A 22,738-nucleotide genomic window follows, 5' to 3' on the forward strand; every position below is an offset into this window, starting at 1 on the left:
AGGCGGTTACATGCGCCCGATACGGTCCGAACCCGGGAATTTGTAAGGAGCAGACCTTGGCTGACGAATATAACGACGCCTCGAAAGACTGGCTTGAGGCCGAGCTGGAAGACACGCTGGACGAAGATTTCGAGATCGAGTTCAGCGAGCCCATGTTGTCGATGGAAATCCGCAAGATCTACAAGGATCAGCACCCCGAAATGCTGGACCGCAAGGTCTATTTCCGGAACCTGCTGCGTCTTCAGGCCGAGTTGATCAAAGTGCAGGATTGGGTGCAGCACACGGGTGCCAAGGTTTGTATCCTGTTCGAAGGCCGCGACAGCGCGGGCAAGGGGGGCGTGATCAAGCGGATCACGCAGCGCCTGAACCCGCGGGTTGCGCGTGTCGTTGCTCTGCCCGCGCCAAGCCGTCGGGAACAAAGCCAGTGGTATTTCCAGCGATACGTTCCGCACCTGCCTGCAGCGGGCGAAATCGTGCTGTTCGACCGGTCATGGTACAATCGCGCGGGTGTCGAACGGGTCATGGGCTTTGCGACCGAAGATCAGGTTGAACAGTTCTTTCAGGACGTTCCCGAATTTGAACGGATGCTGGTGCGTTCGGGCATTATTTTGCTGAAATACTGGTTCTCGATCACCGATGAAGAGCAGCAGTTGCGGTTCCTCATGCGCATCCACGATCCGATGAAGCAGTGGAAGCTGTCGCCGATGGATCTGGAATCTCGTATCCGGTGGGAGGCCTACACTAAGGCCAAAGAAGACATGCTATTCCGCACCAATATCTCGGAAGCGCCATGGTATATCGTCGAAGGCAATGACAAAAAGCGTGAGCGTCTGAACTGTATCGAACACCTGTTGACCAAGATCCCCTACACGGATGTACCGCAGGAAAAGGTCAACCTGCCGGATCGCAAGTACAACCCGGAATACGAACGCCGTGTTCTGCCGGACGAATTGCACGTGCCAAAAATATACTGATCGGTCCGAAAGGATGCGAAGCAGCGATCTGCTTCGCATCAGGTTGGGGCGTCAGACCGCGTCCATCATGCAATCGACGTTGAAGAAGGTGAGCGAAAAGAAGTCTTCGGCTCCGCCAGACGTCATCTCGGGACAGATTAGTTCGTCTGCAACCAAGACTGAATCATCTGCTATTACGAAATCCATGTCGTCCTGGGTCTCAGGCGGGGTCATGTCGTCATCATTCCACGCGAATTGATCGAAATCTTCTTTTAGCTGCTGAATGAATGCGTCTAGTTCAGTAAGAAAGGCCGCAACATCGAAGCAATCTGCATCAGCGTCTTCGGTGTCTGGCTGTTCAGGGGCCGGATCGTCGTTGTCGGTGACGTCAGTACCCGGCTGTTCTGGGGCTGGGTCGTCGGTTTCGGTAAGGTCAGTATCCGGCTGCTCCGGAGAAGGAGTGTCCGTTTCTGTGACGTCAGTGTCCGGCTGTTCGGTGACCGGGTCTTCGGTCTCGGTCACATCAGTATCGGGCTGTGCGGGGTCTGGCTCTGCAGGTGGGGTAGGCGTCATGGCAGTGCCGCCGCTGTCCAGCATGACTGCCGCATCAGTTGTGGCAAAGTTCTGCGTGACGATCACGGCGTCAGAACCCTGCATATCGCCGGTCTCGATACCGATGCCGATATATTTGAAATCAGGATTCAGAATATTCGCGCGATGACCGGGGCTATTCATCAGGCCCTGGTGCAGTTGCGCCACGTCGTCGCTGATCCCCGGCGCGCCGCGCTCTGATTGCCAGGCGATATTCTCGCCAGTTCGCCAACTGCCTTCAAGATCGAACCCGGCCGCCTGCATCCGCTGGGTGGCGCTTGATCCCCTGACCCGGTGTGGCTGAACGTGTCCGTATCCAGCATCCAGCTGCTGTGATCTTCCGACGAATCGTTGAGCTGCGTTTCAAGCTGTAATGGGTCCAAGCCACGGGACGTACGCTCTTGGTTGATCAACGCCAGCATTTCCCGTTCTACTTGACTTGCTGCAGACATTTTTGCCTCCTTAAGGTGTTGTGTCCGAATGGACAGACCCACTTAAAGAACCGGCAAAAGACATGAACAGTGAGGTCGGAAAGATCGGCGCATTTCGGCGGGAGGGCGCACCGAAACAGAGATTCGCCGCGCTTGATAACGCCGAGAAAATGGCAAATCAATGTCTCGGCGAGTTGTTGCGATCGTCAAGCGGCGGGACCGGCGAAATCCCTCTTAAAAACGACAAACCCCCGGGCGGGGCCTCGGGGGTCGTCAAATAGTGTCATCCAAAGCTGGACGAGCTTCAGGTGCTTAGAGCAAACCTTCGCGCTGTGCTTTCTTACGTGCCAGTTTACGGGCACGGCGGATCGCTTCAGCTTTCTCGCGCGCTTTTTTCTCGGACGGTTTCTCGAAATGTTGCTTAAGCTTCATTTCACGGAACACGCCTTCGCGCTGCAGCTTTTTCTTCAGGGCACGAAGCGCCTGATCGACGTTATTGTCGCGAACACTAACCTGCATGTGGTTGTCACCACCTTTCTAGATAGAGTTGCAAGGAAATTGCAGGAGGTGGCCGTATAGCAAAGCCGCTCTAACTTGTCTAGTACTGGTGCCAGAACCCGGAGAACCGCCATGACCATATCCTACGAAGATGCCAAAACCCAGCTTTTGGACGCTATGCTGGCCCATGTGCCGTTTGATGGCTGGTCGGAAACCAGCTTTCGCATGGCCATCAGTGACTGCGGTATTGATGAAACGCTGGCACGGTCGATCTGTCCTCGTGGTGCGGTTGATATGGCCCTGGCTTTTCATGCCCGCGGGGACGCGGCGATGGCAGAGCGTCTGAAAACCGAAGATCTGAGCGATCTGAAATTCCGTGACCGGATCGCCGCTGCTGTCCGGTTCCGTCTTCAGGCGGTAGAGGACAAGGAACTCGTGCGTCGTGGGATGACGCTGTTTTCTTTGCCGATGCACGCGGCTGATGGGGCCAAGGCGATGTGGCAGACCTGCGATCTGATCTGGGACACGCTTGGCGATACATCGGACGATGTGAACTGGTACACCAAGCGGGCGACGTTGTCGGGGGTCTATTCCTCGACCGTGCTGTTTTGGCTGGGGGATGATTCGTCTGACCAGCAGAGAACGTGGGAGTTTCTGGACCGCCGCATCGACAACGTCATGCAGTTCGAAAAGCTCAAGGCGCAGGTGAATGGCAACCCACTGTTCAAGCCCTTTCTTGCGGTGCCGAATTGGTTGGCAGGTCAGGTTAAAGCTCCGATGAAGATGCGGGCTGATCTGCCGGGAATGCTGAACCCGCGCAAGTAAGCGTCTGGGCCTTTCTGATTTCGCCTGTTAGGCATTGGGCAAAGGAGAATTGCCCATGACCCAGACAATGCGCGCTGTAGAAATCACCAAACCCGGCGGCCGAGGTTCTGCAGATAACGGACCGACCGGTGCCTGAGCCTGCTGCGGGTCAGGTGGTGCTAAAGGTGGCCTATGCCGGGGTAAACCGTCCGGATGCGCTGCAGCGGGCGGGTGCGTATGATCCTCCTCCGGGTGCCAGCGATCTGCCGGGGCTTGAGGCATCGGGTGAGGTCGTAGCCCTAGGTTCTGGCGTTCAAGGGCTTTCAGTTGGTGACCAGGTTTGCGCCTTGTTGCCCGGCGGCGGCTATGCCGAATACGTTGCTACGCCCGCTGCCCATTGCTTGCCGGTGCCAGAGGGTATGGGCCTGGAAGAGGCCGCGTGTCTGCCCGAGACCTTCTTTACCGTCTGGTCCAATGTCTTCACACGCGGCGGTCTGAAAGCAGGCGAGCGGTTTTTGGTTCACGGCGGCTCCAGCGGGATCGGAACAACGGCGATCCAGCTTGCAAATGCCTTTGGCGCACGGGTCTTTGCCACTGCCGGATCGGCCGAGAAATGCGCCGCTTGCGAGAAACTGGGGGCCGAGAAGGCGATCAATTACCGGGAAGAGGATTTCGTGGCAGTCATGCGGGCCGAGGGCGGGGCGAACCTGATCCTCGATATGGTGGGCGGTGACTATATCCCGCGCAACGTCAAAGCTCTGGCCGAGGATGGGCGGCTGGTTCAAATCGCCTTCCTGCAGGGCCCCAAGGTCGAGCTGAACTTTGCCATGATGATGGTGAAACGCTTGACCCTGACCGGTAGCACCTTGCGTCCGCAATCCGATCTGGCCAAGGCCAAAATCGCCCAAGACCTGCGCGAGGCGGTCTGGCCGCTACTGGATTCGGGCAAGATTGCCCCGGTGATGGACAGCGAGTTTGACATGGCCGAGGCCTCAGCGGCCCACGCGCGGATGGAAAGCTCGGGTCATATCGGCAAGATCGTTCTTAAGATCGGCGGCTAGGCACCGTCTTCCGGTTCAGGTCACGGCGCAGCGATACAGGTGCCATGTGGCGTGGCCCAGAACCGGAATGACAACAATCAACCCCAGTAACATCGGGATCGCGCCCAGTATCAACGCACTGGACACAACCAGACCCCAGGTCAGGATGACCGATGGGTTGTGCCGCAGAACGCGAACTGATGTTACTACGGCAAGCGGCACCCCGACTTTGCGGTCAAGAAGCAGGGGGAAGCTGATCACGCTTGTGGCCAGTGCGACGAGGGCGAAGAAGAACCCGACCAAGATGCCAGACAGGATCATGACCCAGCCTGCCTTTGTTGTGAAGACTTGGGTTAAGAAGGTGCTGAACGAGGTCGGTAGATCAGGACCCAATGTCTGAACATAAATGCTCTGCGCGACCATCAACCAGATCAGCAAAAGCACCACCAGATAGAAGCCCAGTGTCAGAATGGCCCCGAACGAGGGTGACCGGAATACGCCAAGTGCATCCAGCCAATGGGCTTCGGCCCCTTGCTCGCGTTTTCGGCTGATTTCATAAAGACCCACGGCCGCCACAGGCCCGATCAATGCGAAACCTGCGATCAGGGGGGCCAGTAAAGGTATCATATTCCGGTTCAGGCCTAACCCGAACATCAGCAAGCCCGCCAGAGGGTAGATCAATACCACGAAGACCGCATCTGCGCGGGTTTCCATAAAGTCTTCCGAGCCCGCTCGCAGACACGCCCAGAGGTCACTAAAGCTCAGCGTCTGAACCTTGGGCATTTTGGGTGTCCCAGCGCCACCAATTCCGGTGACGTTCTCTGCAACATGATCACCGGTGGCTCCCAGCGTTTGGGCCGCCCAGCTGATCGGATTTCCTATCGTCCTGACCATCGTCATCCCCTCGCGTTTGCCTATCAGCGCCGCAAAGATGATCCGGTACGAGTTGCCTTTGGCCGGACCAGCCGGCAACGCTCAAGCGCCAGTATAGCATAATTTTTTGCGTTTGGGTTGCCTTGGACCTGCTTGTGCCGATTGCTCTGGATCGCAGGCGTGTTAGCTTGGCCCCAGGTTACAGGAGGTGAGTATGCAGAAAACGGCACGTACCGTCGTCATTCACGAACACGGCGGCCCCGAGGTTCTGAAGATCGAAGACCGTCCGATAGGCGATCCTGGACCGGGCGAAGTTCGCATTCGTCATCAAGCCTGTGGATTGAACTTCATTGATGTCTATCAGCGGACCGGTCTCTATCCGATGGACTTGCCGCACGCATTGGGAATGGAGGCGTCTGGTGTGATCGAAGCGGTGGGCGAAGGCGTCACCCATCTGCAACCGGGCCAACGCGCAGCCTATGCGGCTAACCCCTCTGGTGCTTATTGCGAGGCGCGCGTGATGCCGGCCGCACAGGTTTGCCCTTTGCCTGATGATATTTCGTTTGATGCGGCTGCGGCCATGATGCTTAAGGGGATGACGGTCGAGTATCTGTTTCACCGCACGACCCCGCTGAAACGGGGTGACACCGTTCTGTTCCACGCCGCCGCCGGTGGTGTCGGGCTGATTGCGTGCCAATGGGCCAAATCCGAGGGGATCAAGCTGATCGGTACGGCTGGAACAGATGAAAAATGCAGTCTGGCTCAGTTCAACGGGGCGACACACTGCATCAATTACCGGACCGAGAATTTTGCCGAGCGGGTCGCCGACATCACAGGTGGCAAGGGCGTCGATGCGGTGATGGATCTGATTGGTGCGCAGACATTTGCCGGCTCTCTGGAATGCCTGAAACCTCTGGGTATGATGATTTCCTTTGGCAATGCTTCGGGGCCGGTGCCGTTGATGGATATCGCCATTCTGGCCAAGAAAGGCTCGCTCAAGATTACGCGACCGACTTTGTTTACTCACACCGCCGATCACGCTGTCTGTCAGGCCATGGCGCGGCGCCTGTTCAACAAGGTGCAGGGGAATGAGGTGAAAATCCACATCGACCAGCGTTTTCCGCTTGAGCAGGTCGCCGACGCCCATCGCGCGCTTGAAGCCCGTCAGACGACAGGAAGTACGGTTTTGGAGCTGTAGTCTGGTAGTAAGGTCCCGACGTGTGTCGGGACCGTTTCTGGGGGCGTTAAATCAAAACCGATAGGCCGCACGGGCCTGAAATGTCGTGGCGTCGACATCAACGCCGGATGAATTGAAATCGTTGAACTCGTGATACAGGATTTCTCCACCAATGCTGACGTTTGGTGCCACGATATGTTCGTAACCAGCACCGATAAACCAACCATTATCGCTGCTCAGATTGTCGGTACCAGCCTCGGCATATCCGCCGATGCCATAAAGCAAACCCACTGACGTGACCTTGTAGCCCGCACGGGCCTTGATGCGCCACACATCCTCGACCGTGGCTGCGCCACCCAGATCAACATCGGTCCAGTCATAGTCGAAGCCGCCACCTACGACCCAATCCCCAGATCGTAATCATAACCCAGAATGATACCGCCGATCGCGCCGTCTCCGTCGATGCCAGAGACGTTGGTGTCGATATCGGCATAACCAACCTGCAGACCGCCGTAGAAGCCCGTCCAGTTGCCAGAAGACTGCGCAGCAGCGGATCCTGCGGCCAGAAATGCAATGCCTGCCGCTGCTAAAAGACGTTTATTCATATTGTGTTCCTTTCCCTCAAATTGGTTTTTTGTGCCGACCTACGGATGATCGTGCGCTCACATAACTGAATACGTTTGAGCGAGAGGCTGGATCATTCACGGATGAAAGTGGAAAGTCGACGCGGTCATCTGCAGCGCGGGCATTCCGGACAATCCGAAGCAGAGGCGGTTAGGGAAAGTATGCGAGTGAATTAAAAACAAAAGAAAAACGGCGGCAGAATGCTCTGCCGCCGTTGTGTTGGAGTGCGTAGGCGGATTATTGCGCCTGCAGTTCTGCCGGAGTTTTGTCGGCAATGTCTTTCCAGTTGGTGTCCGCACGCTCGTTAAAGCCCGGGATGTCGCCTTCCCAGCGTTCCTGAATGTCGGCCGACAGGTTCAGGTACAGCTTGTTATCAACGATTTTCCAGTAGTTCGGGTCGCCGTCAAACTTGAAGCCCATCGCGGTGCCGAATGCGCAGTAGCCGCCATATGCGGGCAGGTACGCTTCGGGGTTTTCTTCAAACGCGACTTTGTTTTCTTCGTTTGCAAAGCGATACAAAGCGTCGTTGTGCAGCGTGGTGATGCGGTAGTCGCCTTTGGTGGCTTCGCCAACGGTGAAGTAGGCAACCGGGTCATAACCCTGCAGCGCCAGACCGGTCGAGCTTGCGTTCAGGTCAACGCCTGCGGCCATCGCCGTGCTTGCAACTGCTACAGACAGCGCAACGCCGCCGATGAGGGATTTGATCTTGTTCATGGTTTTCACCTTTCGTGAATTGAGCCACCGGACGACACCCTGAATTGTGCCTGAGTGACCCTGTCGATTTTGTTCCGTGCGGTCGGTAATTGGCCGTCACGACACCGAAGTGGGTAATGCTGTGATCACGTTCAAAACAATCAATTGTGATTGTGCGTAATAGAATAGGTTTTGTGCAAATATGCAGAGTAGAGCCTAAGGATCGGGCGCAAAACCAACAACGAATTCAATCACTTTATCAGCCGGCATCTCACACGGGCGCAGCAATGCACCACTATTTGCCGTCATGTACAGGTTCAGGCTGATGTAATCGGTCCCACCAAGCTCGTGTGCTACCAGCTTTATGGATTTTCCGCCTGCCAGCGCGGTTCGGCTCACGACATAGCGACGCCCGTGGCTGCGCCCAGTTGACGTTCCAAGCGGGATGCGGAAAACCGCCGTCAGGAACGGCGCCAGCGCGGTCAAGATTTTCCGATTTTGGGTTCCGTTCCGGCCCGGATGCGGGCGATATTTGCCCCGTGACGCCAGTAGACCAGCAAAGTCAGGGCCACACCCAACCCAAACGCCGTGCCATTGGTCAGGAACATCACCCAAATCGTCGACATCGCGGCAGCACTGAGAGCTGCCAAAGACGAGATCTGCCAGACTGCTGCGGCAAACAACCATGTCAGGCAACAGGCGATACCGACGCGCCAATCCAGTGCCAGCCACAGCCCAAGGAAGGTTGCGACCCCTTTGCCGCCTTTGAACCCCAACCAGACAGGGAAACAGTGACCCAGAAAAGCGGCCAGGGCGGCGATTTGAGCGGCGTCTTCTCCGGCCAGTGCACGCGCCAGCAGGACGGCGACCGCGCCTTTGGCCGCGTCAAAGATCAAGGTCAGCGCAGCGGCGCGCTTGTTCCCGGTGCGCAAAACATTGGTCGCGCCGATATTGCCCGAGCCGATATTGCGCAGATTTCCCAGCCCCATCACCTTGGCGATGATCATGCCAAAGGGGATCGACCCCATCAAATAACCAAGCGCGGCCCAAAGGATCAGTTGGGCCGTGGAACTGTCAATGGGGGGCATCAGGGTCTCCGGTATACTTCTTGGCCTGCGACATAGGTTGCCGTGACCTTACCTTGCATCCGCTGGCCGTCAAACGGAGTGTTCTGCGATTTCGATTTCAAGCTGAAACGATCCAGCACAAAAGGCATATCCGGGTCGAACAGGACCAGATCGGCGGGTGCGCCCTCGGTCAATCGACCACTATCCAGACCCAGCCGTTTTGCAGGGTTCAAAGCCATCGCCCGGAACAGGGTCGGAAGATCAAGCTGTTCGGCATGGTAAAGGCGCAGTGCGGCAGGCAACAACGTCTCAAGCGCCACTGCGCCCGATGCCGCTTCTTCAAAGGGCAGGCGTTTACTTTCTTCGTCCTGTGGCGTGTGCATCGAACTGATGATGTCGATCAGCCCAGTGCGCACCGCTTCGATCACAGCTTGCCGGTCATCCTCGGACCGCAGCGGCGGCTTTACCTTGAAGAAGGTGCGATAGTCGGCCACGTCCAACTCATTCAGCGTCAGGTGGTGGATCGATGTGCCTGCGGTGATGTCCAGCCCGTTGCGTTTGGCGCGTTCCAGCGCGGGCAGGGCGCGGGCGGTGGTGATCTGATCGGCGTGGTATTTGGCCCGAGTCATTTCCAGCAGGGCGATATCACGGTCCAACCCCATGCGCTCAGCCATGGGCGAAACGGCAGGTAAACCACGCAGCGCGGCGAACTTGCCGCTGGTAGCGGCCGCTCCGGCGCTGAGGCCGGGCTCCTGCGGATGCGCAATTACCAGCGCCCGCAGGATTTCGCATAGGTCAGCGCGCGGGAAAATACCTTGGTGTTGGCGATCACGTGGTCGCAATCGGTAAAGGCCACGGCACCTGCGTCTTGCAGAAAGCCGATCTCGGTCATCTCGCGACCTTCGCGGGCTTTGGTCAGGGCGGCCATAGGCAGAACATGCACCGGCGCATCTGCTTGTGCGCGGCGGGTAACGAACTCCAGCGTTTCCGGCGTGTCGATCGCTGGGCTGGTGTCAGGTCGGGTGACGATAGTGGTCACGCCCCGGCGGCGGCGGCCAGACCTGCAGATTTATAGCTTTCCTTATGCCGTTCGCCTGGCTCGCAAACCTTGACGCCGATATCCACGATGCCAGGGGCGAGGCAATGCCCGCCGCAATCGATCATCTGCGCGTCCGTTGTCGGGGCTGCGCCTTTGCCGTGGTCCTTTATCTGACCGTTTGTAATCAGTAGCCAACCGAGGGTGTCCGTTCCCGCCTCTGGGTCGATCAGTCGGGCATTGGTGAAAATCTGGGCGGTCATGTCTGGGCCTCTCGGGCTTTGGTCAGGGCTTCCATGGCGGCGTCCGGGTCGGGGAGGTATTCGAATACCAGGAAACGCAGTTGCGAAAACACGATGTTGTGTCCGTTGCGATAGAATTTCAGGTCGGGATGAATGGAGAGAGATTTTGCTTTAAAAATCCCGCTGATCCACCAGACGTTGCGATTGGTCACAACATAGACGCGCCGCGTGCGGATTAACCGTTCCCACCACATGAAAAACGCCAGTAACAGCGTGCATCCGATTAGCTTCCAATAGTCGCGCATAGTCTCCGCAAACCAAGGGCTGGCAATCCAACCGAGCGCAAGACAGGCAATTAAAATGCCATATGCCCATCTCAGGCGCGGAGGAAAGTACCCCTGATAAGGCCGCCCATGCCACAGCACCTGTTCAGTGTCGGGTATTTTCTTGCGCCACCAGTCGTCGCTCATCCCATGGCCCTTTCGATGGCGGCTTTGGTGGCGGCGGGGTCGGCTTGGTACTTGATCAGGTGCTTGTCGCCGCTTTTGGTGACAACCTGCACGAAACTGCCCATCGTGTTGACGGCGTCGACCTGGTTCAGGGCGATGGTGCGTGGGCCGGGGCCGGTGAGGGTGGTGTCCGACATCTCCCACGTGTTTGTCAGCTCTTCCGAGGCCAGATACCACGCGCGAAACCCGATGGCGGCCAGACCGGCGGGCGCGCCGGTCCAGACATAAGGGTTTCCGACCAGCCACAACACGATCATCGCCCCGGCCATCGCGATAGCAGCAAGGGTCAGGTTGGTCTGGATATAGGCACTTCGATGCGGCGTGAAGACTACAGGATCAGCCATAGGGCACCTCCGACAATAAGCAGGGCGATCACCGCCAGGATCGCGGACCCGATGCGGCGCGGTGCGTTGTTTTCTACGGGGTTCTGGGGCGCCGAGAAGGTCTTGGCGCTTTCGGTCTCGATCACGCTGCCGGTCCAGTTTGTTGCCTCTTCAGTGTATAGCCCCAGCAGGCGAACCCGTGGGTCGGGGTTCAGTGTCGTGGCTGGGCCGTGAAAGGCGGCGCTGCGGACGGCCATGACCCAGCCTTCGATAGCATCCAGCATTGTGCGGTTTAGCTGATCCTCAGACACACCGCCGCCTTCATGCAAATATCCATAGAGCCCAAGGTCTTCGAGGTCTGAGACCGGAAAGATGTCGATCTGTTCGGCATCCAGACTATCGACCCCCAGAACCTGATCGGCGGCACCGGGTTCGCGCAGGAACTTTGCCTCTTCGGGGCGCATGTCCAGCGTGAACAGGCGGATCACACCGCGTTCATGAGGGGCAACGGTCAGGTCGCTCATGCGGCCTCGCGCAGGTTGCGGGCTAGTAGTTCCATCGCCGCCATGCGGACGGCGACGCCCATCTCGACCTGTTCCTGAATGACGGACCGGTTGATGTCATCGGCCAGCGTGCCGTCGATTTCCACGCCGCGATTCATCGGGCCGGGATGCATGACGATGGCGTCGGGTTTGGCCAGCGCCAGTTTTGCCGCATCCAGCCCGTAGCGGTGGTAATATTCGCGCTCCGAGGGGATAAAGCCGCCATCCATCCGCTCTTTCTGAAGGCGCAGCATCATCACGACGTCGACGTCCCTCAGACCTTCGTTCATGTCGTCGTAAATCTCGGCCCCGAACTCGGCAAAGGTCGAAGGCACCAACGTCGGCGGGCCGATCAGGCGGATACGGTTTTCCATCTTACCCAGCAGGATCAGGTTCGACCGTGCCACACGCGAATGCGCTACGTCCCCGCAAATCGCGATGTTCAGACGGTGCAAACGACCCTTGGCGCGGCGGATGGTCAACGCGTCCAGCAGCGCCTGCGTGGGGTGTTCGTGCTTGCCGTCGCCCGCATTCAGCACGGCGCAATTCACCTTTTGCGCCAGCAGGTCCACCGCGCCGGAATGCGGGTGCCGCACCACAAGAAGATCGGGATGCATCGCATTCAGCGTCATCGCCGTGTCGATCAGGGTTTCCTTTTGATCGAGCTGGCCTGCATCGCCATGTTCATCACATCCGCGCCCAGCCGCTTGCCCGCCAGTTCGAAACTGGCCTGCGTGCGGGTCGAGTTCTCAAAAAACATGTTGATCTGCGTCAGCCCTGACAGCACGTCGGAATGCTTGGTCGACTGGCGGTTCATGTCGACATAGGTCTCGGCTAGGTCAAGAACCGCAGTGATATCGGATTGTGACAGATGCTCGATGCCAAGAAGGTGACGATGGGCAAAACGCATGGGCGGGCTCCGGTCTGACAATCGAGCCGCTTATAAGAAGCCGCGCGGGCCAAGGCAACCTAAGGATCGGACCCTTCGGGCAGTTTCTCACATCCGCCTTCGGGCAGGCATTGCTCGCCGGGTTTGCACCATTTGGCGTTGCCGCAATCGACGGCCTTGACCGGGACACAGCCCTGATTGGCCGAGCATTTGAACCCCTGCCGGCATTGCGATCCGGTTTCTTCGCACAGGAACCAGCCGGGGCGGGTGCATCCACCGCCGGGCAGGCAGCTTGTGCCGCTGGCGCAGGTGCGGCCATCGTCGCATTTTGGCCGGGGCAGAGTGAATTCCAGCTGGATTGCCTCGCATTCGCCACGCCCGTTGCAAGAGGTGCCGCTGGGGCAGTCCAGACTGGACCGGCACTTGTTTTCGCCCTTTGGACATCTGCGATTGCCGACGCAGCGTTCAAATGGACCGCAGGAAAAGCCGCCGCCGCAATAGGTGCCACCGGGCGGGATGCAGTTTCCGTCAAAACTGCAGCGTTGTCCAACGGGGCAGCAATTCCGCCCACATCTGAGTTGCCCCGCGCGGCATTGGTTCTGGACACGGTTGCGCTGTTGGAAGCCGTTGCGATCTTGGATACCTCGGTTCTGAACGCCGAAACGGTCGTTTACCTGCGCAAAGCTAGGGGTGCCGATGGGGATCAGCAGGAAGATGACCAGAAAGAATCGAATAAGGCTCGGCATGAATAGGGCCATGGTCTGCCCGGTTGCCGGGTCGATCAAGTGCTATTCGCTTTCCCTCGGTCAAAAGCTGGTTAGATTGTGAGGCATGGAATCGGCTTTGGATTATCACACGGCGCGGCCTTTTGGACTGGCAGATCGAACTGGGCGCGACCGAGTCTATCGGGGATGTGCCGATAGACCGCTACGCGTTGCCTGACACCGCGCCCAAGGTCAAGAAACCTGTGGCGCAGGCGGCGCCGGAAAAACCCAAACAGGTCGATCCGGTTGCGGTGGCCAAAGCTGCGGCTCAAGGCGCGGGATCGCTGGATCAATTGCGCGCAACCATGGAGGCGTTTGACCATTGCGAGCTGAAGCGCGGTGCGCGGCAGTTGGTGTTTGCCGATGGCACGCCGGGGCGCGAGTGATGATCATCGGCGAGGCTCCGGGTCGCGAGGAAGATCGCGAAGGTAAACCCTTTGTCGGTCGCGCGGGTCAGTTATTGGACCGGATGTTAGCCGCGATTGATCTGAATCGTCACAAGAACGTCTACATTACCAATGTGCTGCCATGGCGGCCTCCGCAAAACCGGGATCCCAAGCCCGAGGAGATCGGGATGATGAAACCGTTTTGGAACGGCACGTGGCCTTGGCCAAGCCCGAGGTTCTGGTGGTCATGGGCAATATCAGCTGTCAGGCTGTGCTGGGCAAACGCGGCATCACCCGACTGCGCGGTCACTGGGATCAGGCGATGAACCTACCGGTGATCCCTATGTTCCACCCCGCCTATCTGCTGCGCCAGCCACAAGCCAAACGGCAAGCCTGGGCAGATTTGCTGGAGCTGAAAACCCGGTTGGAGGGCAAGTGATGCGCATTCTGGCCTTTTCCGACCTGCATATGGCCCGCAACCGCGCCGCCGAACTGGTCGCGGCCAGCGACACGGCCGCTCTGGTGATCGGGGCCGGAGACTTCTGTAACATGCGACAGGGTTTGGACGAGGCGATGCAGATGCTGTCTGGCATCGCCGCGCCCTTGGTTCTGGCGCCGGCAATGCCGAAAGCGCCGAGGAATTGACACAGGCCGCGCCGCATGGCGTGCACGTCCTGCACGGGACAGGCATGAGTGTAGATGGGTTGCGCCTGTTCGGTTTGGGCTATGGCGTGCCGCCGACGCCATTCGGCGACTGGTCCTGCGACCTGTCCGAGGGCGAGGCCGCCGAGTTGCTGGACCGGTGCGAAGGGGCGGATGTTCTGATCACGCATTCCCCGCCGAAAGGCTATGGCGATGTGACCTCGACCGATGATGCGGTGGGGTCGACTGCGGTGCGAAACGCGATCGAACGGTTGCAACCGCAGATGTCATTGCACGGGCACATTCACGACAGCTGGGGCTATCGTGGCACGCTGGGACGCACTCAGGTTGCCAATCTAGGGCCGCGGGTGAATTGGTTCGAGGTTGAAGCATGATCGAAACAGTCACTCTGCTTGCCTTTATCCCTGCGGCTTTGGCGCTGAACTTCACACCGGGCGCGGATATGATGTTCTGTTTCGGGCAGGGTCTGAAATCGGGGTCTAAACCGGCCTTGGTGGCCAGCGCTGGCGTCTCGGTCGGGCTGATGGTGCATGTCCTTCTGGCCGGGCTGGGGCTGGGCGCTGCGGTGGCAGCGCTGCCGTGGCTGTTTGATGTGATCCGCTGGATGGGCGTGGCCTATCTGCTGTATCTGGCCTGGGGCGCGATCCGAAACGGAGCCATTTCTGCAGACGCCCCCACCAGACCCGCACATCACGCGTTCAGGGATGGCATGGTGGTGAACCTGACCAATCCCAAGGTGATCCTGTTCGTGCTTGCCTTTATCCCCCAATTCGTAAACCCGGCCCTTGGTCCGATCCTGCCGCAATTTCTGATCTTTGGCGTGGTGATCGCGCTGGGCGGGTTCGTGGTGAACGGCCTGGTCGGGGTGTTTGCCGGTGGCGCGGGCAAGGTTCTGATCTCGAACCCGCGCGCCTCGCGTATCATGGGCTGGGTGACAGGAGGGATTTTCACCGCCCTCGCCATCCGGCTTGCCATCATGGAAAGGGCCTGACGCAAGATGTCACGCATTGACGAAACCAAAGACTTCATTCCGGTACGGATCGCTGTTCTGACCGTCTCGGACACCCGCTCGCTGGACGAGGACCGCTCGGGGCAGACACTGGTAGACCGCATCGAAAAGGCTGGCCATTTGGTGGCGGACCGCAAGATCATCCGTGATGAGCGCGCTCAGATTGCTGATCAGTTGCGCGACTGGGTCGCCAATCCCGATATCGACGTTGTGATCTCGACCGGTGGCACTGGTCTGACCGGGCGCGATGTATCGGTCGAGGCGCATCGGGACGTCTATGAGAAAGAGATCGAAGCCTTCGGAACAGTGTTCACGATCGTGTCGATGGAGAAGATCGGCACCTCGGCCGTTCAGTCCCGCGCCACTGGGGGCGTGGCCGGCGGCACCTATCTGTTCGCATTGCCCGGCAGCCCCGGCGCCTGCAAGGATGCTTGGGACGCGATCCTGGAAAAGCAGTTCGACTACCGCCACCGTCCCTGCAATTTCGTGGAAATAATGCCAAGATTGGACGAACATCTGCGACGGAAGTAGACTGGTCGCACGTTCAACTGTTCGTAACCGCTTTGTGGCTTGGCATTTTTGGCCGCCCAGCTACCTTTGCGGCAGGTAGCCTGATGCAACCGGGGTAAGTGCAATATGCGATTTCTGAGGCAAAGCCTTGTCGGAGTGTTTCTGGCGTCTTTGACGCTGGCTCTCTTGTTTGCGGCCGCCCAGATTATTGCGGGCGCGGTGCAGGATTTGCTGACACGCGAGGACGCGGCGCCGCAGGCGCGGGAACGTGTTTTCGCGGTCACTGTCCGTCCGGCGGAACTGGAAACCGTGACACCCTATCTCGAGGCATTTGGTGAAGTACAAAGCCGCAGACGCTTGGAACTGCGCGCGGCACTGGGCGGGCGCGTAGTGTCTCTGTCGGATGACTTCGAGGATGGCGGTTCCGTTAGTGCCGGCGAGGTTTTGGTCGAACTGGACCCTGCCGATGCGCAATCGGCGCTGGATCGGGCCAAGTCAGATCTGCTGGATGCCCAATTCGAAGAACGCGACGCCGAGCGGTCTTTGCTGCTTGCTCAGGATGAGTTGAAATCATCGGAAACGCAGGTCGAATTGCGAAACCGCGCGATGAAACGTCAGCAGGATCTTCTTGCTCGGGGCGTTGGTTCGGTGGCGACGGCTGATGATGCCGAACTTGCTGCGGCAGCGGCAGAGCAAGCGGTTTTGGCCCGGCGCATCGCGTTGGCACAGGCGGAATCGCGGGTGGATCAGGCGACGACGCTGTTGTCACGTGCACGCATCGCACTTGAGGCCGCCGAGCGTGATTTGGGCGACATGACCATCCACGCGAGGTTCGGTGGAACGCTTACGGATGTAACTCTGGTCGAAGGCCGTTTGGTATCCGCCAATGAAAAACTGGCAGAACTGGTCGATCCGAATGCGCTTGAGGTCGCGTTCCGCGTTTCGACCGCGCAATTCGTGCGTTTGCTGGATGCCGAGGGCAATCTTATCAACGCGCCCGTCACGGTCTCGCTTGAGGTCACGGGCACAGATCTGTCCGCGACTGGTCGCATCAGCCGCGATAGTGGGTCAGCCGGTGAGGGGCAAACGGGGCGCTTGCTTTATGCGCGGATGGATAACGCGTCGGGTTTCAAACCCGGTGACTTCGTAACAGTGACCGTGCAGGAACAGCCATTGGACAATGTAGTGCGGCTGCCGTCTTCGGTTCTGGATGCGGTTGGCACGGTTCTGGTGCTGGGCACGGGTGACCGGCTCGAAGCTTTGCCGGTCGAACTGATCCGTCGTCAGGGAGACGAGGTTTTGTTGCGGGGCAAAGGTCTGGACGGCCGCGAGGTTGTCATCGGCCGCACGCCGTTGCTGGGTGCTGGTGTTCGTGTCCGCCCTTTGCGGATTGAAGCCAATGCCGGGGCTGAACCCGATTTGGTCGAGCTGTCGGACGAGCAGCGCGCGCAGCTTGTCGCGCAGGTCGAGGCCAGCGACAAGATGCCGAAGGATATGAAAGACCGCGTCCTGGGACAGCTCAGCGAGGCGAAAGTTCCCGCATCTCTGGTGCGCCGCATTGAAAACCGGGCCGGAGGTTAACCGCTATGATGCGCGAGATCCCCGGCGCGGCAAGTGGTATCCTCAGCTATTTCACCCGGCATCGCACGGTGGCGAACCTGTTGCTGCTGGTTTTGCTGGTGCTGGGTGTGGCGGCTTTGCCCAACATGCGAGCGCAGTTCTTTCCAGACGTCATCCTTGAACGTGTTGACGTCGACGTCGTGTGGGAAGGGGCGGGTCCCGAGGATGTGGACAATGGAATCGTTCAGGCGCTTGAACCTGCGCTGCTGGCGGTTGAGGGCGTTTCCAGTACCGAGGCGACCTCGCGCGAGGGGCGGACCAGCATTCGGCTGGAGTTCGAGCCGAATTGGGACATGTCCCGCGCAGTAGAAGAAGTCAGAACAGCCGTTGATGGCGTGACCAACCTGCCAGAAGATGCCGAAGAGCCTACGATCCGGCGCGGTGCGTGGCGGGACCGTGTAACGGATGTGGTGGTAACCGGGCCTGTTGCCCCGGATCAGCTTGCCAAATTCACCGATGAACTGATCAACCGCCTGTTTGCCGTGGGTGTTACACGGACGACCATCCGGGGGCTGGCTGCACCGCGCGTGGTGATCGAGGTTCCGACCGCGCAGTTGATTGCCAACGATATCACTCTGTCCGAGATCGCGACTGCCGTTGCGGCCGAAGTCACGGCTAACCCCGCCGGGGATGTTACGGGCGCCAATGCCCGCATTCGCACCGGCACCGAGAAGCGAACGCCTGAGGAAATTGAAGGCATCCCGCTGCGCAATTTCCCGGACGGATCCAAGTTGCTGATCGGCGACGTGGCGCAGATCCGCGTTGAGGGCGTTGACCGAATTCGCAGCTATTTCGTAGGTGAAAACCCGGCGATGTCAGTGCGGGTGGATCGCTCGAACCTAGGGGACGCGATCGAGATTCAGGGCACTGTCGAGGAGGTCGTAGCCGAGATGCAGGCCAGCCTGCCTGCAGGCGTGTCGGTCGAGTTGATCCGAACCCGCGCGCAGGCAATCACCGACAGGCTGGACATCCTGATCGACAATGGCCTCATGGGCCTGGGGCTGGTTGTGTGTCTGCTGTTTCTGTTCCTGAATGCGCGTATCGCGTTCTGGGTGGCGGCGGGGATCCCGGTGGCGATGTCTGCGGCGATTGCTTTCATGTATATCGGCGGGTTGTCGATCAACATGGTGTCGCTGTTTGGTCTGATCATCACGCTGGGTATCGTTGTGGACGACGCCATTGTTGTCGGTGAACATGCCGATTTCCGTGCTCGTCGCTTGGGCGAGGCCCCGATGGTGGCAGCTGAAAGCGCAGCGCGGCGCATGGCGATGCCGGTTTTTGCCGCGACCCTGACAACGGTCATTGCCTTTTTCGGTCTGACCGCGATTGGCGGCCGGTTCGGTGAGTTGATCCGGGACATTCCCTTTACTGTGATCGCGGTTCTGATCGCCTCGTTGATCGAGTGTTTTTTGATCCTGCCGAACCATATGGCCCACGCCATTGCACATTCCGCGAAAGAACACTGGTATGATTGGCCCAACCGGGTCGTCAATCGCGGGTTCCGCTGGGTGCGCGATCAGTTGTTCCGCCCATTCATCGCTTGGGTCATCTGGGCGCGTTATGTCGTTGTTGCGCTGATGATCCTGATCCTGGCAAGTCAGGCGGCGCTGTTCATCAAAGGTGACGTGAACTGGCGATTCTTCAATGCGCCCGAGCGTGGTTCGGTCACCGGCAATTTCATCATGGCAGAAGGCGCGACGCGTCAGGACACGCTGGCCATGATGCGCCAGCTGCAGATCGCCGTGGACGAATTGGGGCAAATTTACGAAGAACGCCATGGGCGCAATCCCATTGACTATGTCTTGTCCGAGATTGGCGGATCGGCGGGCCGCGGACTGTCTGCGGCGGATGGCAAGGACGAAGATCTTCTCGGCGGCATCTCGATCGAGTTGATCGATGCCGATCTGCGCCCCTATTCCAGTTTTGAATTCGTTGGCGAATTGCAGGATTTCGTCCCGCGCCATCCCAAGGTCGAATTGCTCAGCTTCCGTGGCTGGCGGTCGGGGCCGGGTGGTGATGCGATTGACGTGCAATTTTATGGCGCAGACGTAGACACGCTTAAGGCCGCATCCGAAGACCTTCAGGCCGAGCTTTCGAAATACCCCGAAGTCTCGGCGCTGGAGGATAATCTTGCCTATGACAAGGAAGAGTTCATTCTGGATCTGACGGCGCAGGGACAAGCACTGGGCTTCCGGATTGAAACACTTGGCCGTGTCCTGCGAGACCGTCTGAACGGGATTGAGGCCGCGACCTTCCCCGACGGTCCCCGCAGCGCTGAAATCCGGGTCGAATTGCCCGAGGACGAGCTGACTGCCGATTTCCTGGAACGCACACTGATGCGGACTCCGGATGGCGTGTATGTGCCGCTGGCCGATATCGTATCAGTTCAGCGCAAGTCAGGGTTTTCTACTGTCCGCCGTGAAAACGGCCTGCGGGTCATCTCGGTCAATGGCGACATCGCGGAAGACGACCCCACCCGCGCCGAAGAGATAAACCGCGCTATGAGCGAGGAAATTCTACCCGACATCGCCGCCAAACGTCAGGTCGAATGGACCATGGCGGGTTTGAGCGAGCAGGAGGATGAGTTTTTGTCCGAGGCCCGCACCGGTCTGATCCTGTGTCTGACCGGCATCTATCTTGTTCTGGCCTGGGTCTTTGCCAGTTGGACGCGACCTCTGGTCGTTATGGCGATTATTCCGTTTGGGTTGGTTGGAACGATCTGGGGCCACTACATCTGGGAGGTGCCGCTGAGCATGTTCACCGTTGTAGGGCTGCTGGGGATGACCGGGATAATTATCAACGACTCGATCGTTTTGGTGACGACGATAGATGCTTATCAGCAGGATCGCGGGCTGGTGCCGTCTATCATCGAAGGAACCGCAGACCGATTGCGTCCAGTTATGCTGACAACGCTGACGACTGTTCTTGGCCTGACCCCGTTGCTGTATGAGGGGTCGCAACAAGCGCAATTCCTCAAGCCGACGGTGATCACTCTGGTCTATGGCCTGGCCTTCGGGATGATTTTGGTACTGGTTCTGGTGCCGGCGCTGTTGGGAATTCTGAACGACCTGTCGCGTCCGATCACGGCTATGCGGCGCGCGGTGCGCGCGCCTGACCGGGTGGTGCAGGGCGCTCTTGCCGCCACCGGTACAGCGTTGCTGGTCTGGTTCGGCATGACCATGGTGCTCCCGGTCATTACGGGTGCGCCTTTGGGTATATTATCTGGGCTTTATGGGTCTGCGGACGGTCTTGTAGCTCTGCAAATGGGGCTGGGCGCATTTGTTGCGGGGGCGGTTGTCATTCTTGTGCTCAGCATCGCCGCGTCTGGCCTGTTTTTCGCACGTCTCAAGGCCCGCTCGGCCTAGTTTCGGCGCAGGGCCGTCTCTAATAGATCATTGACCCGATTGCTCATGGGCAGGTCACCGCGCCGTATCTGTTCCAAGGGAAACCAACGCGCATCCAACGCATCGTCGCCTGCAACAGGCTGCCCGGACTGGTATGCGCACATCACACCAACCAAAAGATAATGCGATACTACAGCCCCGTGCGAGTCCCGTCGCAACAGATCCAGATTGTCCAGATAATGCAGAGGCTTCGCCGTGACCGAGGTTTCCTCATGCAATTCGCGTTTTGCGGCTTGCAGAACCGTTTCGCCCCATTCCACATGACCGCCGGGAAACCCCCACAACCCTGCGTCTGGCTGTTTGCTGCGTTGCACAAGCAGAACCTGCGCGTCGTGTATGACGACAGCCAGTGCTCCGATTTTTGGCGTTTGAACCATCGGGATCAGCCTGCGCTGCACCCTTTGATGTCAACCGCGTGATTTGCGCCCAGAACGGTGATCCTGATCTCGGACCGCTCCAACGCAAAGGGGGCCCCGGATGCGCTGATCACTTCGGACGTAGCGACAAGCGTGTCACCCTGGCGCTCAGTATCGGGCTGTGATGCCCAAAGAGTGGGATTGCCGGGCTCAATAACTGCCAGTTCCTGACCGCCAGCCGAGGGCATGGTCACCCGAGCTTCGATCTGCATCCCGTCCGATGTCGGTGTCAGGCGGCAGCTGGCCTGAGCGACCCTTGCCTCTTTTGCGGAATAGGGGCGCTGCGCGAGTGCTGCGGCAATGGCCGGGTTGCGCCCGGCATCGGCGTTCAGCTTGTGATCGAAGTCCAGTTGTGCCGGGATGCAGACTTCCTTGCACACGCCAAGATCCATCGTGCCTTTCAGGTGCACCGGTTGGCCGGGATTCTTCGGTGTAATCTCAACCGGCAGAACAAGCTGGTCTTCGTACCCGATGGATTGCAGTCCATTCTGGACAAAACATCAGGGGTCGGCCAGGTAATCGACACGTTCCCAACATTGTCCGAACTGTTCCAGTCGAAATGCGGTGGAATGCCTGCATCACCGGGCGCGCGCCAATAGGTTTTCCACCCATCATCCAACGTCACCCGCACCGCTGTCATATAGGTTCCCTGCGTGGTGCGACCACCGTCGAGAATATCCATTCTGCCACGGTCCCGGTCACCTGCGCGGATGCCGGGGCAACAAATCCAAGGGCGAAGGTCAATGCGACCGCTGAGACTGTCATATGTACGTTCATAAGCTATAAATGCGCGGTCCCGACGCAGATCCAAGTCACGTTCAGGTCACTCGAATGAAATCTGCGGAAATCTGCGCTGATCTCTTGCCAATCGCCGCCGCTCGGGGCCATTGTTGAAGCGGCCAAGCAAGAGATGCCATCTTATGGACCTGACCGGAAAACTGTTGATTGCGATGCCGGGTATGGGCGATCCGCGCTTCGATCATTCGGTGGTATACATGTGCAGCCACGGAGATGATGGGGCGATGGGTCTGATCATCAACAAGCCGTCAGACCTGCGGATCAAGACTTTGCTTGGGCAGCTCAACATCGCCTGCCGAATCCCTGTCGTGGGCGAACGTCTTGTGCATTTTGGTGGGCCAGTCGAGATGTCGCGCGGCTTTGTTCTGCACAGTTCAGACTATGATGCGAATCTACATTCGATGAAAATTTCGGATGATTTCAGCATGACAGCGACATTGGACGTCCTTGAAGATCTGGCCTCGGGCCGTGGTCCGCTCAATTCGACATTGGCGCTGGGCTATTCCGGCTGGGGCCTGGCCAGCTTGAGGATGAGATCGCCATGAATGGCTGGCTGACCACGGATGCGTCCTCGAAACTGGTGTTCGACGTACCCGATGACGAGAAATGGGAGGCCGCGCTTGCCACTTTGGGTGTTGATCCGTTGACTTTGTCGGCCAGCGCCGGGCGTGCCTGATCAGCGATCGCGCGGTGCAGCGGCGCGGCGCAGACGGTCATTGATTGCTGCCCCAAGGCCGTGGTCCGGGATTGGCGAAACTGCAATCGGTCGACCGGTGGTATTCAACTGGTGCAGCGCTGCAAACAGGTTAGCGGCGGCTTCGACCAAATTGCCTTCAGCCGACAGGTTAAGGTCGCAAGGAATAGACCCAAAGCCCA

At 58.8% G+C, this 22,738-nt stretch carries 23 protein-coding genes and 7 pseudogenes; 11 read left to right on the plus strand and 19 right to left on the minus strand.

Features of this window, described 5'->3' with window-relative positions; translation table 11 throughout:
- The first annotated feature begins 56 nt into the window (after nt 1–56).
- Nucleotides 57–974: a polyphosphate kinase 2 gene (ppk2, locus tag ACR3EG_RS21655; protein WP_480483000.1), complete on the plus strand. Its 918-nt coding sequence runs from the start codon at nt 57–59 to the stop codon at nt 972–974.
- 51 nt (nt 975–1,025) lie between these two features.
- On the opposite strand, the gene ACR3EG_RS21660 is transcribed toward ppk2, so the two are convergent.
- From ACR3EG_RS21660 to rpsU, 3 genes and pseudogenes are all read right to left on the minus strand, one after another.
- Nucleotides 1,026–1,808: a CAP domain-containing protein gene (locus ACR3EG_RS21660; protein WP_480483001.1), complete on the minus strand. Its 783-nt coding sequence runs from the start codon at nt 1,806–1,808 to the stop codon at nt 1,026–1,028.
- Between the two features lie 44 nt (nt 1,809–1,852).
- Nucleotides 1,853–1,996 (minus strand): annotated as a pseudogene (locus ACR3EG_RS21665) (CAP domain-containing protein); the annotation flags it as partial.
- A 291-nt stretch (nt 1,997–2,287) separates the two neighbouring features.
- Nucleotides 2,288–2,494 carry a 30S ribosomal protein S21 gene (gene rpsU, locus ACR3EG_RS21670; RefSeq protein WP_005614280.1) on the minus strand — a complete coding sequence of 69 codons (207 nt, stop codon included), beginning with the start codon at nt 2,492–2,494 and terminating at the stop codon, nt 2,288–2,290.
- Nucleotides 2,495–2,605: 111 nt separating this feature from the next.
- Here rpsU and ACR3EG_RS21675 point away from each other — a divergent pair, with 111 nt between their 5' ends.
- Nucleotides 2,606–3,298, plus strand: coding sequence for a COQ9 family protein (locus tag ACR3EG_RS21675; RefSeq protein WP_480483004.1), 693 nt, complete (start codon nt 2,606–2,608; stop codon nt 3,296–3,298).
- Nucleotides 3,299–3,353: 55 nt separating this feature from the next.
- Nucleotides 3,354–4,338 (plus strand): annotated as a pseudogene (locus ACR3EG_RS21680) (NAD(P)H-quinone oxidoreductase).
- Nucleotides 4,339–4,353: 15 nt separating this feature from the next.
- On the opposite strand, the gene ACR3EG_RS21685 reads toward ACR3EG_RS21680, so the two are convergent.
- Nucleotides 4,354–5,211, minus strand: coding sequence for a DUF2189 domain-containing protein (locus ACR3EG_RS21685; RefSeq protein WP_480496653.1), 858 nt, complete (start codon nt 5,209–5,211; stop codon nt 4,354–4,356).
- A 193-nt stretch (nt 5,212–5,404) separates the two neighbouring features.
- Between ACR3EG_RS21685 and ACR3EG_RS21690 the strand changes: the two genes are divergently transcribed.
- Complete coding sequence (locus ACR3EG_RS21690; RefSeq protein WP_480947605.1) at nt 5,405–6,388, plus strand: quinone oxidoreductase family protein; 984 nt, start codon at nt 5,405–5,407, stop codon at nt 6,386–6,388.
- A 51-nt stretch (nt 6,389–6,439) separates the two neighbouring features.
- Here the strand turns inward: ACR3EG_RS21690 and ACR3EG_RS21695 are convergent, their stop codons facing one another.
- From ACR3EG_RS21695 to ACR3EG_RS21745, 11 genes and pseudogenes are all read right to left on the minus strand, one after another.
- A complete protein-coding gene (locus tag ACR3EG_RS21695; RefSeq protein ID WP_480947642.1) occupies nt 6,440–6,727 on the minus strand; it encodes an outer membrane protein in 288 nt (95 codons plus the stop codon).
- 35 nt (nt 6,728–6,762) lie between these two features.
- Entirely contained in the window at nt 6,763–6,972 is a 210-nt protein-coding gene (locus tag ACR3EG_RS21700) for an outer membrane beta-barrel protein (RefSeq protein ID WP_480947607.1), read from the minus strand.
- Nucleotides 6,973–7,228: 256 nt separating this feature from the next.
- Nucleotides 7,229–7,705: a YHS domain-containing (seleno)protein gene (locus ACR3EG_RS21705; protein ID WP_480483008.1), complete on the minus strand. Its 477-nt coding sequence runs from the start codon at nt 7,703–7,705 to the stop codon at nt 7,229–7,231.
- A gap of 195 nt (nt 7,706–7,900) precedes the next feature.
- Nucleotides 7,901–8,170 (minus strand): hypothetical protein, encoded by a 270-nt coding sequence (locus ACR3EG_RS21710; protein ID WP_480483010.1) that lies wholly within the window; start codon nt 8,168–8,170, stop codon nt 7,901–7,903.
- On the minus strand, nt 8,167–8,772 hold the full coding sequence (gene plsY, locus ACR3EG_RS21715; RefSeq protein ID WP_480947609.1) for a glycerol-3-phosphate 1-O-acyltransferase PlsY: 606 nt from the start codon (nt 8,770–8,772) through the stop codon (nt 8,167–8,169). Before plsY ends, ACR3EG_RS21710 begins: the two co-directional genes overlap by 4 nt.
- Nucleotides 8,772–10,050, minus strand: a pseudogene (gene pyrC / locus ACR3EG_RS21720) (dihydroorotase). The gene plsY and the pseudogene pyrC overlap by 1 nt, the downstream one beginning before the upstream one ends.
- Nucleotides 10,047–10,499, minus strand: coding sequence for a hypothetical protein (locus ACR3EG_RS21725; protein WP_480483014.1), 453 nt, complete (start codon nt 10,497–10,499; stop codon nt 10,047–10,049). Before ACR3EG_RS21725 ends, pyrC begins: the two are co-directional and overlap by 4 nt.
- Complete coding sequence (locus tag ACR3EG_RS21730) at nt 10,496–10,882, minus strand: hypothetical protein (RefSeq protein ID WP_480496657.1); 387 nt, start codon at nt 10,880–10,882, stop codon at nt 10,496–10,498. The genes ACR3EG_RS21725 and ACR3EG_RS21730 overlap by 4 nt, the downstream gene beginning before the upstream one ends.
- Nucleotides 10,867–11,385 (minus strand): hypothetical protein, encoded by a 519-nt coding sequence (locus ACR3EG_RS21735; protein ID WP_480483016.1) that lies wholly within the window; start codon nt 11,383–11,385, stop codon nt 10,867–10,869. Before ACR3EG_RS21735 ends, ACR3EG_RS21730 begins: the two co-directional genes overlap by 16 nt.
- Nucleotides 11,382–12,313, minus strand: a pseudogene (locus ACR3EG_RS21740) (aspartate carbamoyltransferase catalytic subunit). The gene ACR3EG_RS21735 and the pseudogene ACR3EG_RS21740 overlap by 4 nt, the downstream one beginning before the upstream one ends.
- Before the next feature lie 59 nt (nt 12,314–12,372).
- Nucleotides 12,373–13,077, minus strand: a complete 705-nt coding sequence (locus ACR3EG_RS21745) for a scavenger receptor class F, member 2 (RefSeq protein WP_480947611.1) — start codon at nt 13,075–13,077, stop codon at nt 12,373–12,375.
- Between the two features lie 46 nt (nt 13,078–13,123).
- Between ACR3EG_RS21745 and ACR3EG_RS21750 the strand changes: the two are divergent.
- The 6 genes and pseudogenes from ACR3EG_RS21750 (at nt 13,124) to ACR3EG_RS21775 (ending at nt 20,609) form a co-directional block, all read left to right on the plus strand.
- Nucleotides 13,124–13,881 (plus strand): annotated as a pseudogene (locus ACR3EG_RS21750) (uracil-DNA glycosylase).
- Nucleotides 13,881–14,479 (plus strand): annotated as a pseudogene (locus tag ACR3EG_RS21755) (metallophosphoesterase family protein). Before ACR3EG_RS21750 ends, ACR3EG_RS21755 begins: the two co-directional pseudogenes overlap by 1 nt.
- Complete coding sequence (locus ACR3EG_RS21760) at nt 14,476–15,096, plus strand: LysE family translocator (RefSeq protein ID WP_209195382.1); 621 nt, start codon at nt 14,476–14,478, stop codon at nt 15,094–15,096. The pseudogene ACR3EG_RS21755 and the gene ACR3EG_RS21760 overlap by 4 nt, the downstream one beginning before the upstream one ends.
- A 6-nt stretch (nt 15,097–15,102) precedes the next feature.
- Nucleotides 15,103–15,645 carry a molybdenum cofactor biosynthesis protein B gene (gene moaB / locus ACR3EG_RS21765; RefSeq protein ID WP_209195381.1) on the plus strand — a complete coding sequence of 181 codons (543 nt, stop codon included), beginning with the start codon at nt 15,103–15,105 and terminating at the stop codon, nt 15,643–15,645.
- Between the two features lie 105 nt (nt 15,646–15,750).
- Nucleotides 15,751–17,205, plus strand: a complete 1,455-nt coding sequence (locus tag ACR3EG_RS21770; protein ID WP_480496663.1) for an efflux RND transporter periplasmic adaptor subunit — start codon at nt 15,751–15,753, stop codon at nt 17,203–17,205.
- 5 nt (nt 17,206–17,210) lie between these two features.
- Nucleotides 17,211–20,609: an efflux RND transporter permease subunit gene (locus ACR3EG_RS21775; RefSeq protein ID WP_480496665.1), complete on the plus strand. Its 3,399-nt coding sequence runs from the start codon at nt 17,211–17,213 to the stop codon at nt 20,607–20,609.
- Here ACR3EG_RS21775 and ACR3EG_RS21780 read toward each other — a convergent pair.
- Genes ACR3EG_RS21780 through ACR3EG_RS21790 form a run of 3 tightly spaced genes read right to left on the minus strand, consistent with a single transcriptional unit; the run spans nt 20,606 to nt 21,746 of the window.
- Nucleotides 20,606–21,025, minus strand: a complete 420-nt coding sequence (locus ACR3EG_RS21780; protein WP_480496666.1) for an NUDIX hydrolase — start codon at nt 21,023–21,025, stop codon at nt 20,606–20,608. The genes ACR3EG_RS21775 and ACR3EG_RS21780 overlap by 4 nt on opposite strands.
- 5 nt (nt 21,026–21,030) lie before the next feature.
- Complete coding sequence (locus tag ACR3EG_RS21785; RefSeq protein WP_480947644.1) at nt 21,031–21,546, minus strand: protein-disulfide reductase DsbD domain-containing protein; 516 nt, start codon at nt 21,544–21,546, stop codon at nt 21,031–21,033.
- Nucleotides 21,465–21,746, minus strand: coding sequence for a protein-disulfide reductase DsbD domain-containing protein (locus ACR3EG_RS21790; RefSeq protein ID WP_480947614.1), 282 nt, complete (start codon nt 21,744–21,746; stop codon nt 21,465–21,467). The genes ACR3EG_RS21785 and ACR3EG_RS21790 overlap by 82 nt, the downstream gene beginning before the upstream one ends.
- Before the next feature lie 313 nt (nt 21,747–22,059).
- On the opposite strand from ACR3EG_RS21790, the pseudogene ACR3EG_RS21795 reads away from it, so the two are divergent.
- Nucleotides 22,060–22,538, plus strand: a pseudogene (locus ACR3EG_RS21795) (YqgE/AlgH family protein).
- On the opposite strand, the gene ACR3EG_RS21800 reads toward ACR3EG_RS21795, so the two are convergent.
- Nucleotides 22,539–22,738 (minus strand): Sua5 family C-terminal domain-containing protein (locus ACR3EG_RS21800; protein ID WP_480947615.1); only part of this gene is annotated, 200 nt, incomplete at its 5' end.

The sequence above is a fragment of the Ruegeria sp. AM7 genome (assembly GCF_056535965.1).